The sequence below is a fragment of the Glaciecola sp. KUL10 genome, assembly GCF_003203515.1.
Taxonomy (GTDB): domain Bacteria; phylum Pseudomonadota; class Gammaproteobacteria; order Enterobacterales; family Alteromonadaceae; genus Glaciecola.
This window is the reverse complement of the sequence record NZ_BGNG01000001.1, coordinates 560,685-576,026: the sequence shown is the minus strand read 5'-3', so window position 1 is coordinate 576,026 and position 15,342 is coordinate 560,685. Positions and strand designations below refer to the sequence as shown.

The following is a 15,342-nucleotide window of genomic DNA, read 5'->3' as shown; positions in this document are numbered from 1 at the left end:
TCTCAAATACCCCTTTATAAAAACCCAATCTAAAGATTGGGTTTTTTTATGCTTCGACATCCATTTCAATACATTTATATCGTATATACGTTATAACTGAGTTCTTTAAGCTTAATCGCTTTACTGCCGAAATATACATATATTACACTTTTCTTTAGATCAGATATAATGCGATAGCATTTTAGTTGTAGCACAATGATCTTCATTCTTCTTAAGGGTGCATGATTCACATGGAAATTAAATGATATTAAAAGCTGGTACTATTTTAGCTGATAGATTTACAATAATAAGCCCCCTTGGGTCTGAATCTACCCCAACTATCTACAAAGTGTTTGATAAACAAGCACAGTGCAATAGTGCCATAAAAGTGATTGCAGGTGCGCAATGCAGTGCTGAACGAAAAGATGAGCTTCAGCATAAAATACGTCAAATATCAGCACTCTCTCATCCAAACATAGCTCACATTGAAAAGGTTTATGAAGAAAGCGAATTACTTTTTTACACTCTAGAGTTATGTGATGGTGAATCCATGTACTCTCGTTTGCGCAATGAAATATCTCGCCAAGATTGTGACCTATGGCTTAAGCAAATCCAAAGTGCCATGCAAGCGTTCCATCAGATCGGTTGTCAAATAGGGGAAGTTCGGATAGATAAAATCCTCATTGACATTAATAATAATATTCATGTGATGGACTTTGCGACTCAAACGCCAGAAAATGCATGCTATGAGCCGGGGACTATCGCAGATTTGCGAGCACCCGAAGTCAAAATGGGAGAGACGCCCACTGCAAAATCAGATGTCTATTCACTCGGTATGTTAGCTCATTTGCTATCAAGCTGTGTAAACCCCGATGAGCTCAACAAAGAAAACAAAGCAAGAGTTAAACTTATCAAGCAAGCTGCTAAAAAAATCTCGGTTGAATCCCCTGATAAGCGTCCAGACATTATTCAAGTAGGTAGCTTATTGTCACGTCAGAAAGAAGGGTTTTTGAGCCCTAAAAATATCATGTTGTCTTTTAGCGGGGCTATTGTACTTGCATGGGTCATTAACTATTTTGTTCTCTCTGTACATGATTATGATTCTTTAGACGGATCTCGAACACAGAATATTAGTGTATTAACGGACGATAGCCTTCAACAAATTACTGCTGTGGCATCACTGTTGTATTACCCAATTAATAATTGGTCCCAGTTTTCAGTTGTTCCGCCCAAGCGTGTTTCAAACTTCGTTAATAACCTAGCTTTAAAGCCTCTGGATAGCTCAAAAGATTTTGCAAAGGTGACAGAGGCATTTGCGCTGAATTATGTGATCACTATTAGCAGCAGACAAACATCGCAAACTTCTTACTTATTTAGCGCTCAATTAAAATCAAATAAGCAAGAAGGCAGTATCTTTGAAGTGAATAAAAGAGCTACGGCACAAACGCTTGATAGAGATCTGAGTGAATTATCAATACTGATTTTAGAAGCGATCGCAAACTGGTCGTCTAATGAGGTTGAGAAAGACTACAGCACTTTTTTTGACTTAGCACTTCGGGTTACTGATCAAACAGGCTCAAAGTTTAAGCTACTGACTGAAAAATTGGATAAGTTCCCTGAAATACAATACAAAGCGATCCTTCAAACCTTAGAAAGTGATTCTCAAAGTGCGGCGCAAGCAATGTTAGCGCCGGTTGTTATTAGCAACGATAAGTCTTATTGGTCGTTAATGCTAAATCGTATTGCAGCACAGATATCAGGGTATCCAACCAAGGAGTTAGCAATAATTGAAGAGATCGAGCAATTGTTCCCTGATCGTATTGAAGTTCTTAAGCGCAAGGCGGCTTTACTAGATGAGCTTGGCGAGAAAAATAAAGCGGATTTAGTGTTAAGAAAAGCCCTTACTCTTAATAAGCAACACCCAGATATATTGTTTTCAATTGCAAAGCTGAAACTTGATAGAGGGCTTTACCAAGAAGCCATAGATAACGAACTGTCTATGGCTCAACTTGCTTACAGACAGCAAAATAATGTGTACGAAGAAAGTCGAGTGAAAATAAAGTTTGGAGAGGCTTATATAAAATTGGGTCAACCAAAGACAGCACTTCGCTTTTTTAAGGAAGCACTAGATTTGCTGGAAATTACAGAGTTCCCCCTTAAGAGAGCTGATATTTTTAAACAGATTGCGGATATATCAATTGAAAACCTTGATTATGAAAAAGCTGAAAAAGAGCTCCTTTCAGCAATAGAAATCTATAAGCGTTCAAACGATGTGACAAAGGAAGTGGAGACTTGGCTGAAGGTAGCTGATGTGCAACAAACAGCTGGAAAAGCAAGTGACTCTCTTATCACTTTGAGTGCGATTTATGCGAAGGTGAGAAAAGAAGCAAGTGGGGATGATTATTTGCGATTAAAAATTGCCTTAGCCAAAACCCATTATTTGTTAGGGCAGTTAGCGGAGGCAAACAGTCATATTAAATACGTGGTTGAGCAAATTGAACTACTGCCAACTGATTTGCTATCTGAAGTCTTCATTGTTGAAAGTAAGATACGACTCCTGCAAGGTGATCTAGACGCTGCTAATGCCGCTTTACAGCGCTACAATACAAAGGTAACCACGAGCGAAAAAAGCTTCGTGGCAAGGTTACAAGAAAGCAGATTAGCCTTTTTAAACGGCAATCTAGCCGAATCTCAGAGAATAATCGATGCTTTAATAGAGGCTTCAGCAAATAACGGTGACGTGAACACAGTAGAAGCTTATTTATGGCAAGCTGAATTATGTTTGCTAATCGCTGACTTTGCATGCGCAGAGTTAAATAGAGTAGAAGCCAATAAATATCTTCAAACCAATATGAGCGATCTTCAGATCAAAGATATTTGGTTAACCACGGCAATAGCTCACAGCAGTGGTGCAAATAGAGGTATGTCGCCCGATCTGTTCTTTGACTTTTTAAGTGCCCAGCAAATGTCAGTTTCAGAACGGCTGGGATATCTTATTGATATTCAAGAAAGGTTTGATTTGAGTTTTGACAGTGAGTATGCGAGGGCAATAGAGCGCTCACTCAAGCAAGAGTTTATTCTGCTTAATCTTGAATATAATTTATCCAGAGCAAAGGACACCGCAGACTTTAGTGAAGTTAATCGTCAGCTTGGCCGAATACCTAGATATTGGCGCTATCATTATATGGTTCGTCAACTTAGAAAATTCGATAAGTTGGATGACGATATTAATGTTACAGAAAGTTTAATGCTTCAACAAATGACTGAAATTCAATTAAATAACTATAAGCGGTACTATCAGTAAAACAGGTATCTAAAACGATTAAGAAAAAACTTGATGTTTGTGAATGGAATGTTAATATGGTGCCTCAGGTATTAGTTGTAAGCTCTATTATTAATGAGAATAAATAGATGTCCAATTTACTTAAGGGTTGTCTAGGTCTCATTCAAGGCAACGGCTATTCTGATACTTGTATAAATTTCTATTTTTAATTCGCTGATTCGCGTTTTTATTTACACTTCATCTTAAACGATTAAGTTATGCGAAATGGCAAAGATAATAAAAACAGGGCACACACATGAAACATACAAACATATTTAAACCCGCAGTGCTATCGCTTGCAGTCGCAACTGCTTTTGGCTCATCTGGCTTAGTCGCACAAGAAATCGAAGCAAATACACCTGATGATAACGTCGAAGTAATCGCGGTGACGGGTATTCGTGGCTCGCTTATTCGTGCTCAAGCAGTTAAACAAGATTCAACTTCAATTGTCGAGGCGATTTCTGCAGAAGATATAGGGAAATTACCAGACTCATCGATTGCTGAGTCCTTAGCGCGCTTACCAGGGTTAGCAGGCGAGCGTGTAGGGGGGCGCACATCCGGTATTTCAGTTCGAGGCTTTAAAGAAGATTTCGTTGGCACATCATTAAACGGGAGAGAGCTAATAGGAATCGGCGATAATCGCGGTATTGAATATGATTTGTACCCTTCAGAAATTATGACAGGTGCGACGATCCATAAGACGGCAGATGCAACGCTCATCACGCAAGGCTTAGGTGGTACAGTGGACTTGCAAACCGTCAGACCTTTAGCTGCATCTGAAACATTGACCGTCACCGGTGTTATTGAGCAAAGCTCCGCGCCGGCGGATAACCCAGATTTTGATGATCAAGGTCATCGCTATTCATTGTCATTTGTTGAGAAGTTTGCAGATGACACTGTCGGAATTGCCGTGGCACTAGCGCACACGACAACACCCAATAACCAGCGTAAATATGGTGTTTGGGGTTATAATACAAATGACGATGGAACGATTACCCCAGCTGGTTTGGATTTAAATGCTCAGTCAACCGAGTTACAAAGAGATACCGTTTCAGTTGTACTGCAATATCAACCCAATGAGCAACTCAATGTCTTGGTTGATGCGCTTCAAATAGACTTCGAGGACTCAGGTGTTCTGCGTGGTTTTATCGAACCGTTTGCTACATCAAATGTAAGTGGAACGGGTGCAAATAACACCGGTACGCAAATTGAAGTGAATCCAGTTTTAAGAACCGATCCACTTAACAAAGATGGCGAGTTAAAGGCTTATGGTTTAAACATTGAATATTACTTAAACGATGACTGGTCAGTTGAAGTTGACGTTGCACACTCTGAAGCTAATAAGTTTGAACAGCGAGCAGAATCATATGCTGGACTTGGACGTTCAGGTTCCTTAACCAATGCTGATTTCGGCACAAGAACATTTGAAATGTCTTCTGAAGGGGTATTTTTCACCGGCAGCACAGGTTTAGATGCTTTCTCCGACCCCAATACCTTGCAACTCACTGGCCCTCAGGTTTGGGGTGGTGGTTTAGCAAATTTAGCATCTCAATTTGAGACGGATGCGTTGAAAGCAAGTGGCGAGCCCTTTAATTATTTAAACGCACAAGATGGTTTCAATAACTTCTTTACCATCAAAGAAGAGCTTACTCAATTTAAAGTAGAAGTTGAAGGCATGTTAGACGGTGGCTTTTTCACTAAATTAAATGCGGGTATACATTATTCAGACCGCTATAAAGATAAAGAAAACAATGGCTTCTTTGCAACAGCATCCTCATATCCTAATTCTCTGTCAATTTCAGAAGCGTTACCTTCAAGTGCAATAGTCGGCTTAACTGATTTAACATGGGCGGGATTGGGATTTGTTGTTGCATATGACGGCAATCAACCGTACCGCGACGGTACTTACACACAAAATAATGGTGGTTTCTTAGAGCCAGACCGATTTGGTGATACCTATGTAGTGGAAGAAGAAGTCACTACCCTTTATGTAAAAGCAGATTTTGAGTACGAAGTTGGCGATATTCTCGTTTTCGGTAATGTTGGTGCTCAATATATGGATACGGACCAAACATCTGATGGTGTGTTAGGTGTAATCGGTTCAAATTTCCGTGTGTGTGATGCGGATAGTAACTCTGTTGTTGATGATGATTGTGCAATCACTGATGGAGCTAGCTATTCGCATTTTCTTCCTAGTTTAAATATTAATGCGGAAGTCATGGAAAATAAATTTGTTCGTTTTGCAGCATCAAAGACAATATCAAGAGCGCGGTTGGACCAGATGAAAGCTTCAGGTTTTGTTAAGTTTGACCTTAACGACCAATTTATTACATTACGTGATGAAGACGTACTAGCTGGGGCTGGTTCTCCTTGGTCGAAAGAAGCGGGGAATGCACAGTTACGCCCACTAGAATCCAATAACTTTGATTTGTCTTTCGAAAATTATTTTGACGACGAGGGTTATGTGGCACTTTCTTTGTTCTACAAAGACTTGGTTAATTTAACGCGTACTGCTAATCCAACAATCGACTTTACAAACGATGAATTTAATAATGGTGCAAACTATTTTGTGCCTGGTTTCCATAGTCGGGTAATTGATGTTGATATCACTAATTCTCAAAACGGAATTACTTACCCTGCGGGAACCGAGGTTATACCTCCTTCACTTGGCCAATTTTCATTCTTTGAGGATGGTTTAGAAGGAAGCGTCTCTGGTGCTGAAATTACGGCAAACTTACCACTGGGAATGTTTACTGACACATTAGAAGGTTTTGGTATAGTGGCATCCGCGACCTTTATTGATGCTGAAGTGGATGATGGTTCATCAATTCCTGGTCAATCCGACGAAATCACTTCGTTCACGGCCTATTATGAAAATGAAGGCTTTGAAGTGCGCTTCGCGGTTACCGATCGTTCTGAGTATTCAACATACGAAAGAGGTGGCTCGAACAAAATAGCTGAGGCGACACGGGATGGCACGCAAGTTGTCGATGCTCAAATTTCCTATGATTTTGAAAATTCTGAAAGCGAAATGTTACAGGGACTGAGAGTGTCGCTTCAAGGAACAAATATTCTTGATGATGCGGATCAAATTTCTCGTGATGGCAACGGCATTGTCACACAACGTCGTGAATTTGGGCCTTCTTACATGGTCAATTTTAATTATTCTTTTTACTAAGACCTAAACGATTAAGTACGGCCTCTATTGCTATTGCGTAGAGGCCGTTTTACTTTCACGAAAGCGCTTTTGTGTTAATTTCAAAGCAGGCTCTGTGTTAATATTTAATTGGTGTTTGAATTCGGGGAAATATTTAGGACTATGCAGAATGCTATTAATAAAGTAGTGATAGCAGGTGGCGGAACAGCTGGCTGGATGACGGCTGCTTTAATGAAAAAGATTCTTGGGCAACAAGTACAAATTGAATTAGTGGAGTCCGAAGATATTGGTATCGTAGGTGTTGGCGAAGCTACTATTCCACCTATTCAAACTTTTAACCAAGTATTGGGGATCGATGAAAAAGAGTTTTTGAGAGAAACCAACGGAACGATAAAACTTGCTATTAAATTTGAAAACTGGCGAGTAGATGGAGAGAGTTACTTTCACACCTTTGGCGCTCCGGGTGCAAATATGGGCTTTTGTAATTTCCAACATTATTGGCTAAGGGCAATAAGAGAAGGACACCGAGCGTCTTTGTGGGATTACGATCTGAACTATTTATGTTGCTTAGAAGAGTCATTTAATAAAGTAAACTCTCAAAATCCGATGTTTGATATGCCATATGCTTATCATTTTGATTCGGCCTTATATGGTAGATACCTTAGAAAATTAGCAGAGCAAAGTGGTGTTGTGCGCACAGAGGGTATTATTGAGCATATCCAACAAGACTCAGAAAACGGCTATATAACTGGCTTGCAATTAAAAAATGGCGCTCAAGTACAAGGTGACTTGTTTGTAGACTGTACAGGCATCCGCGCCTTGCTGTTGCAAAAAACATTGGATATTGAATATGTCGATTGGTCAAAATGGCTGCCTGCAGACAGTGCACTTGCTGTACAAACTGAACGATTCGAAAAAACGCTACCCTATACAAGAAGCATCGCACATAAAGTCGGTTGGCAATGGCGCATTCCTTTGACACACCGAAACGGGAACGGAATAGTCTATTCGTCAAGGTACACAAACGATGAAAATGCAGAACGAATATTGCTTTCTAATCTAGAGTCTGAACCGGTTAATGATGTCAAGAAAGTAAGTTTTAAGACTGGAAGAACAGTCAAACAATGGGATAAAAACGTGATTGCTGTCGGACTCTCAAGCGGATTTTTAGAGCCCTTGGAGTCTACCAGTATTCATTTGATTCAATCCGCTGTAGTCCGCCTATTGAAGCTTTTTCCTCAAAATGGGATCACTCAATCAGTAATAGATTTATATAATCAGGAATCGGAAGTGGAATACGAAACTATTCGTGATTTTATTGTTTTGCATTACCACGTAAACCAAAGAAACGATTCTGACTTTTGGATAGACATGCGTAACATGGATATCCCAGATAGGTTGCGAAATAAAATAGAAGTATTTAGTTCAGTTGGCAATATGTTTAACGACCAGCATGACATTTTTAGGGATGCATCTTGGTTACAGGTAATGCTTGGGCAAGGCATACAACCGAAAGACTATCACCCAGCCGCAAATGTTCCCACTTCAGAGCAATTGAGGGAGACGCTCAACAGAGTATTTGAAGCGAAACGGCAACCGCTTTCAAAAATGTTGCCTCACGATGAGTTTCTCAAGCGTTACCTGAGTAGCTAGATGGAAAATATAAAGCCAATTAAAAAGATAGTGATTGCGGGAGGCGGAACCGCAGGTTGGATGGCTGCAAGCCTTTTTAATCATCATTGGGCAAAGTATGGCGTTGAAGTATCTGTCATTGAGTCACCACAAATCGGAATTATTGGTGTTGGGGAAGGTTCTACCCCCTCATTAAAAAGGTTCTTCTATAACCTTGGTATAGCTGAAAACGAGTGGATGCCTGCTTGTCACGCAACTTACAAAGTCAATATTCAGTTTGAAGGTTGGAGTCCACGTTCAGGTATCTCAAGATACGGCCATCCATTTATTTCTCAAATTGATACGTTCTCAGAGAAGCATTTTTATACTAATTGCTATACGCGTCGATTGGGCTTAGACGTGAATACTTATCCTGATGACTTCCTGCTTTGTGGTTGGCTGGCAAAACTAAAGAAAAGTCCCATTACACCAGTACATTTTCCTTTTGTGGTTGAATATGGCTATCATTTTGATTCTGCGTTATTGGGGCAGTTTCTATGTGATAGAGCTAAGAAACTCGGTGTGCAGAATATTCAAGCAAATATTGAAAGTGTTGAACTGGCTAAAAATGGCCACATAAAAAATTTAAAACTAGATAGTAGGCAAACCATAGAAGCCGATTTTTTCGTAGATTGCACTGGCTTCAACAGTTTACTGATGCAAAAAGCCCTCAATGTCGGGTTTATTCCGTATAAAAGTAACCTGTTTAATGACGCTGCGGTGGCGATGCCTTCAAAAGTAATCAAGCAACCATTGCCGCAAACTAAATCAACGGCCTTGTCCAATGGATGGGTATGGCAGATACCGTTGCAACATCGCACGGGTAATGGTTATGTTTATGCAAGTGACTATATTTCGAAAGACCAAGCTGAAACTGAATTGCGCAGTCATTTGGGTTTATTAGAATCAGATGCTGAAGCCAAGCACCTGAGAATGAATGTAGGCCAAGTTAAACAACATTGGGCACGTAACTGCTTAGCTGTCGGCTTATCACAAGGCTTCATTGAACCACTGGAGGCGACTGCATTACATTTAACTCAAGAAGCAATTGAGTGCTTTATCGATAAGTTCGAATCGGCTAACTTTACTAATGATAATCAAACTGATTTTAATAGCGAGATGAGTGAACGTTATGAGAGAGTGCGCGATTACATCGTTGCTCATTACAAATTAAATTCTAGAGATGACTCTGCGTACTGGCGAGATAATCGAGCAAATATGAATTTATCAGAGTCACTGCTAAGTCTATTGACGGTTTGGTATCGAAAAGGTGATATTGGTGCTGAAATAAAGCGTCAAAATATACAATCACATTTTGGTGTAACCTCGTGGCATTGCATGTTGGCTGGTTATGGTGCTTTTCCAGCTCTCGCCAGAGAACAACCCGGTAAAGGAGATATGTACGCAAATGAAGGACTGGCTAATTTCTTCAAATCCTGCTGTTTAAATTTCGAATCACTTTAGCCTAAGATACTGGTCTTTCCCCGTTTGCGCGTATGGGGCCTTTCAAATATTATTAAACAATAAATCACTTCCCACATAATCTCCGTATCTAGATCATGTGATGTTAGGTCTTAACACTCATAAATCTAAACACTGGATTAAACTCACTCAATAGCAACAGGAAATGACTTGAAAAATTCAACACCAAATCATCAAGAATTATGCTTTTTACCCCTTGGAGGCACTGGTGAAATTGGAATGAATATGAACTTAATTGGACATGATGAACAATGGTTGATGATAGATTGCGGTGCGACGTTTCAAGCGCCGTTGATGCAACAAGAGGACAGTAATCCAAACGCTAAAACGCATGATGTTGTTTGCGCAGATCCAACCTTTATAGAAAACCGCCTACACCAACTCCAAGGCATCGTCTTGACTCATGCCCATGAAGATCACATTGGCGCACTTCCTGCCTTGATTGAGCGTTTTAATTGTCCGATTTATGCCACTTCTTTCACTGCAGAAGTTTTAAAACGAAAACTCTATCGAGAAGATAAGGCCCACTTGGTAAACCTTGTTGTTGTGGAGCCAAAGAAATCTATTCAAATTGGAGAGTTTAATGTCAAGTGGCTGCCAATAACGCACTCTATTCCTGATTCAAATGCCATGTTTATTGAAACTAAGGTAGGAAACATTTTTCATAGCGCAGATTGGAAAATGGATAAATCGCCCGTTCAAGGCAAGCCGTTCAATAAGCAATTATTTAGCGAGCTCGCTAACAAAAAGCCATTCGCTATGTTGTGCGATTCTACAAACGCATTAAAAGAGGGGTATACGCCTTCGGAAAGCGATTGTTATGAAGGTTTATCAAGGCTTGTAGGTCTACAGAAGGGCAGAGTAGTGGTGACATGTTTTGGAAGTAATTTAGCACGCTTGATGACATTAGCGAAGATTGCAGCAGAAAACGGTCGATATATGGCCTTGCTTGGTCGCTCATTGGAAAATATGTACAGCATTGCCCGTTCACAAGAAATTTGGCCAGATGAGCTGAAGTTAGCTAATAGGAGGCACATGGGATATTTGCCTAAGCAAGAAGTCTTGCTAGTCGCGACTGGTAGTCAAGGAGAACCTCGGGCGGCACTTGGGAGGCTAGCGAATGAAACTCACCCTGATTGCGATTTAGAATCAGGTGACTGTGTCATTTATAGTTCTATTGTTATTCCAGGTAATGAAAAGCCAATTTTGCGTATGGTAAACAAACTTAAGGGAAAAGGTATAGAGGTATACCAATCCGAAAATTGTGAATTTTTGATTCATGCTTCGGGTCATCCATCCCAACGAGACTTGTTTGATATGTATCAGTTAATTAAGCCAAAAGTCGTAATTCCGACGCACGGTGAAGCCGAACATATGGCATATAATGCTAAAGTCTCACATCAGGCAGGTATCCTTCAAAATCTCGTTGGTAAAAATGGTGATCTGTTTTTGTTAAAACCTGTAACCTCGATTAAACGTGGCTTTGCGAGCAGCGGTAGGATAGATATCACTCGATAAATTTTAACAAATTTTTATCATTTTTGATTATTATGTCACTTTTGGAAAAAGTCTTTGTCCAAATTGTGGTTTTTAAAATGATGTTCCAAATTTAGATTGCAGTCACCAAGCGATGCACACCAAACAAAGGAACATTCATGAAATCAATGTTAAAAAACAAATTAGCGAGTGCCGTTTTATTCGGTTTAGGTTCATTGGCAATTCTACCAAACGCCAATGCGATTGAGCTGTTAAAAGTTGAATCTGAAACTGGGACAACTACTGTTAGCATGGGCGGATATGCAAAAGTAGATGTTCGTCATGTAAACGGTGACATTGCTTACCAAGACTATTGGGTTGCTAACTTCCCAGGCGGCGCGCCTATTGAAACCTCTGCTACCGAGTTTAACGTAAAAGAATCTAGGATTAATTTTAAGGTCACTCATGGCGACGTGACTGGCTTTATTGAAATGGATTTTTATGGTGGCAATGGTAACGAGATCATTAGTAACTCTACTAACCCTCGTGTAAGACATATCTTCCTTCAATATAAGGAATGGATGTTAGGTCAATATTGGTCGACCTTTATGCCACTTGCAGCCCTTCCTGAATCACTTGATTTTGGTGGGCCTCATGTAGGTGAAGTGTTTATTCGTCAAACAATGATTCGTTATACTAAAGGAAACTGGCAGTTTGCAATTGAAAACCCAGAAACGTTTGGTGATGGTGATTCTGGTTCAAGCTCAAGTGCTGTGGGAACGACAGGTTCAAATGTAGACCCTGATGAAAGTGTTCCTGACTTTATTGCACGGTACAACACTAAAGGTGACTGGGGGCAAATGTCTTTTGGCGCACTTTTACGCAAAATTGATCAAGGTGGTATTGATGAGACGGCCGCTGCAATTAATATTTCCGGGCGTATTAACAGTATTGGTCGAGATGATTTCCGTTTCCAAGTTAGTCTAGGTGAACCAGGGCGTTACGTAGCCGCTGCAATGACACCAGATATTTGGCCAAATCAAAATGGTGAGCTAGAAGTTGAAGAAACGACGGCATACACAGTTGCCTACCGTCATTTCTGGGGAGATAGTGATTATCGTTCAACAATATTTTATGGCGCGGCAGAAGCCGATCAATCAGGTCGTGAGCGCAATCATTTTGGTATCAATTTGTTAACCAACATTACACCTAAGCTAACAACGGGTGTAGAAATTGGTCGCTATTCAATCGAAGATGCTGGTATTGAAAGTGTGAACTCTACTTACCTACAGTTCTCTACTAAATTTGCATTTTAAATATTAACTTGGCATTTCAGAAAACAGGCTTACTAGTAATAGTAAGCCTGTTTTGTTTGTAAGGCTTCTCGGTAATGATCGACTAAGTGCTTTAATTTTTGATCGGGTTGTCTGCTCTTTGGATAAATTGCATACATGCCCATGCGTTTACCTTCAAAACCTTCAAGTATTGTTACCAGTCGGCTCTGCTTTAACTCATCATAGACCAAGGCTTTAGGTAAGAATGCGATGCCTAAATCTGCGATGGCAGCTTGTTTAATTGCCGTCAAATTATTGGTCTGGAAGCGCCCGTAAATTGGAATATTCCTTTCTATCTCGTCAATTTTAAAAGGCCAATGCTGATTACCCGCACTCTCGAACTTATAAATCAAGCAATGATGCTCTTGAAGCTTATCAGGGTGTTTAGGTTCGCCATGAGCGCGTAAATATTTAGGCGACGCACACACTACCCATTGGGAGTCTATAAGACGTCTCGCAATGAGGCTTGAGTCATCCAAAAACGCGGTTCGGATTGCTAAGTCATACCCTTCTTCAATCAAGTCAACAAAACGGTTGTTGATATAAAGTTCAAGATTGACGTTTGGGTATTCTTTGCAGAACTCTGCGCTCGCTTGGTTCAGAACAAGGTTCGCTGTGACGGCGGGCATGGTCACTTTTATCGTGCCGCGCATTTCATCTGCATACCCAGTTATTGCATCATTTGCATCTTGAATAGCTAATTTGGCTAACCTCGCTTTGCCGTATAGCGTGCGCCCTGCGTCGGTCAAATTTAGCTTTCTTGTTGTTCGATATAAAAGTTGTACATTTAAAGAGGCTTCTAAACGGCCTATACGTTTACTAACCACAGAGTTTGTAAGGTTAAGCTTATCTGCAACTCTTGAGAATGATCCCTCATCTACTACCTGCACAAAAAGAATTATATCGTCTGCTTTAACCATGTGAGGGCCCTTATAAAGCTTGTTTGATTTTGATTATGTCAAAAAAAGCAAAAAAGAATGTTTAAAGACATCATATATCAATTAATTAATAAGGAGTAGAGTACGGTAATTAGTTACAATATTTTAACGTCTTGCAATTAAAATTCGGACTAGGGCAAGTTTGAATGAGTGACATTAAATTGATATTTCGATAGAGCAGGTAGAGATTATGGGTAGCAATGTTTTTAAAACAGGTATAAACAACAGAATGCAAGCTAGAGTGCCCAGTGAATTACTGTTACAGAAATTCATTTCTTGTTTGGGTGTAAGAAATGTCAGCGCTGACCCTGCCAAAAACGAACACTTTAGAAAAGGTTGGCGATCTGGTGGTGGTGAAGCGCTTGCAGTGTTGTTTCCGCAGTCTCTTATTCAGGCCTGGGATGCCCTAAAACTGTGTGTAGAACATAATTGTATTATTATCATGCAAGCAGCCAATACGGGATTGACTGAGGGGTCGACACCGAGTGGCAATGAGTATGACAGGCCCGTTATTGTCATCAATATGCTTGCAATCGATAACCTTCATTTAATAAATAATGCTGAACAAGTGATTGGTTTTCCAGGTACTACGCTGCATCAATTAGAAAAACAATTATCTGTCGAAAAAAGAGCACCTCATTCGGTTATCGGGTCTTCCTGCTTAGGTGCCTCTGTCATTGGAGGTGTTGCGAACAACTCAGGAGGTGCACTGATAAAAAGAGGGCCTGCCTATACCGAACTTTCATTGTTTGCAAAGATAGATGAGCACGGTGAATTAGTATTGGTTAATCATTTGGGAATAGAGCTTGGCGACACACCAAAGGAAGTATTAACCAGACTCGAAAATAAAGAGTATAAACAAACAGGCTTGTCTCAGGGGGATAGGCTCGCATCAGACAAAGAATATGTTAAACGTCTTAAAGATATCGATGCGGATACGCCAAGTCGCTTCAATGCTGATAAAAGGCGTTTGTATGAAGCAAGTGGTTGTGCAGGAAAACTTGCTGTGTTTGCGGTGCGTTTGGATACACACCCAATCTCTAGCCAAGAACAAACATTTTATATTGCTACCAACGATACTCATGAACTAACAATGCTGCGCAGAAAAATGCTCAGTGACTTTGATGACCTTCCAGAAGTCGCGGAATATATGCATCGAGATATTTTTGACGTATCAGAAAAATATGGTAAAGACACTTTTTTAGCTGTGCAATATTTAGGAACCGATTTGCTGCCCAAAATGTTTGCATTGAAAGGGCGCTTTGACGCAATTTTTAATAAGTATAAATGGTTACCTCGTTATATTAGTGATAAATCGATGCAATTGATCGCTATGTGTTTCCCTAGTCATTTACCCAAACGAATACTTGAATATCGTCAAAAGTATGAGCATCACCTGATATTAAAAGTGAGCAATGACAACATTGAAAAGACACAACGCTTTTTGACACAGTATTTTGATGGTTCGGAACATGGAAGCTTTTTAGTTTGTGATAAAGAAGAAGCGAAGAAAGCTTATTTGCACCGCTTTGCCGCAGCCGGTGCAGCTATTCGATACCATACCCTTTTTGAAAAGTCGGTTGGGGATATCTTGGCGTTAGATATTGCGTTACGTCGTAATGACTTGAACTGGTTCGAAAAGTTACCAGCTGAAATTGATTCTGCGTTGGAAAAGAAACTCTACTATGGACACTTCTTTTGTTATGTATTCCATCAAGACTACATTTTAAAGAAAGGTACTGATGCCAAACAAATCAAAATGATGATGTTAAAACACCTTAACGCTAGAGGGGCAAAGTATCCTGCGGAGCATAATGTTGGCCATTTATATGAGGCTGAGCCAGACCTACAAAATTTTTATCGAGAACTCGACCCAACAAATAGTTTTAATCCTGGTGTCGGGAAGATGGAAAAGACACAAAGAAACTGTGCATGTTGCCTCTAGGTATTAGTTTTTTTAATACTTAGATAAAGTATTTTTGA

At 40.1% G+C, this 15,342-nt stretch carries 8 protein-coding genes; 7 read left to right on the top strand and 1 reads right to left on the bottom strand.

All coding sequences use genetic code 11. From position 1 onward, the window contains the following. Positions 1–241: 241 nt before the first annotated feature. The 6 genes from KUL10_RS02595 to KUL10_RS02570 all read left to right on the top strand — a co-directional run bounded on the left by KUL10_RS02595 (position 242) and on the right by KUL10_RS02570 (position 12,403). A complete protein-coding gene (locus tag KUL10_RS02595) occupies positions 242–3,283 on the top strand; it encodes a protein kinase (RefSeq protein WP_110427327.1) in 3,042 nt (1,013 codons plus the stop codon). Positions 3,284–3,557: 274 nt separating this feature from the next. After that, positions 3,558–6,479 (top strand): TonB-dependent receptor, encoded by a 2,922-nt coding sequence (locus KUL10_RS02590; RefSeq protein WP_110427326.1) that lies wholly within the window; start codon positions 3,558–3,560, stop codon positions 6,477–6,479. Between the two features lie 141 nt (positions 6,480–6,620). Further along, the gene (locus KUL10_RS02585; RefSeq protein WP_110427325.1) at positions 6,621–8,111 is read left to right on the top strand and encodes a tryptophan halogenase family protein; all 1,491 of its coding nucleotides are present in this window, start codon (positions 6,621–6,623) and stop codon (positions 8,109–8,111) included. Then, positions 8,112–9,593 carry a tryptophan halogenase family protein gene (locus tag KUL10_RS02580; RefSeq protein ID WP_110427324.1) on the top strand — a complete coding sequence of 494 codons (1,482 nt, stop codon included), beginning with the start codon at positions 8,112–8,114 and terminating at the stop codon, positions 9,591–9,593. It abuts the gene before it with no gap. Between the two features lie 243 nt (positions 9,594–9,836). Next, positions 9,837–11,129 (top strand): ribonuclease J, encoded by a 1,293-nt coding sequence (locus KUL10_RS02575; RefSeq protein ID WP_233499689.1) that lies wholly within the window; start codon positions 9,837–9,839, stop codon positions 11,127–11,129. Positions 11,130–11,266: 137 nt separating this feature from the next. Then, positions 11,267–12,403, top strand: coding sequence for a hypothetical protein (locus KUL10_RS02570; RefSeq protein WP_199509175.1), 1,137 nt, complete (start codon positions 11,267–11,269; stop codon positions 12,401–12,403). Positions 12,404–12,435: 32 nt separating this feature from the next. Here the strand turns inward: KUL10_RS02570 and KUL10_RS02565 are convergent, their stop codons facing one another. Beyond that, entirely contained in the window at positions 12,436–13,341 is a 906-nt protein-coding gene (locus KUL10_RS02565; RefSeq protein ID WP_110427323.1) for a LysR family transcriptional regulator, read from the bottom strand. Between the two features lie 247 nt (positions 13,342–13,588). Between KUL10_RS02565 and dld the strand changes: the two genes are divergently transcribed. Then, positions 13,589–15,304, top strand: a complete 1,716-nt coding sequence (gene dld, locus KUL10_RS02560; protein ID WP_373415169.1) for a D-lactate dehydrogenase — start codon at positions 13,589–13,591, stop codon at positions 15,302–15,304. The last annotated feature ends 38 nt before the right edge of the window (positions 15,305–15,342 follow it).

Bases quoted from the DNA above. Each gene is read 5' to 3' on its own strand.
- KUL10_RS02595 (WP_110427327.1), top strand. From the start codon at position 242: ATGATATTAAAAGCTGGTACTATTTTAGCTGATAGATTTACAATAATA.
- KUL10_RS02590 (WP_110427326.1), top strand. From the start codon at position 3,558: ATGAAACATACAAACATATTTAAACCCGCAGTGCTATCGCTTGCAGTC.
- KUL10_RS02585 (WP_110427325.1), top strand. From the start codon at position 6,621: ATGCAGAATGCTATTAATAAAGTAGTGATAGCAGGTGGCGGAACAGCT.
- KUL10_RS02580 (WP_110427324.1), top strand. From the start codon at position 8,112: ATGGAAAATATAAAGCCAATTAAAAAGATAGTGATTGCGGGAGGCGGA.
- KUL10_RS02575 (WP_233499689.1), top strand. From the start codon at position 9,837: ATGAACTTAATTGGACATGATGAACAATGGTTGATGATAGATTGCGGT.
- KUL10_RS02570 (WP_199509175.1), top strand. From the start codon at position 11,267: ATGAAATCAATGTTAAAAAACAAATTAGCGAGTGCCGTTTTATTCGGT.
- KUL10_RS02565 (WP_110427323.1), bottom strand. From the start codon at position 13,341: ATGGTTAAAGCAGACGATATAATTCTTTTTGTGCAGGTAGTAGATGAG.
- dld (WP_373415169.1), top strand. From the start codon at position 13,589: ATGCAAGCTAGAGTGCCCAGTGAATTACTGTTACAGAAATTCATTTCT.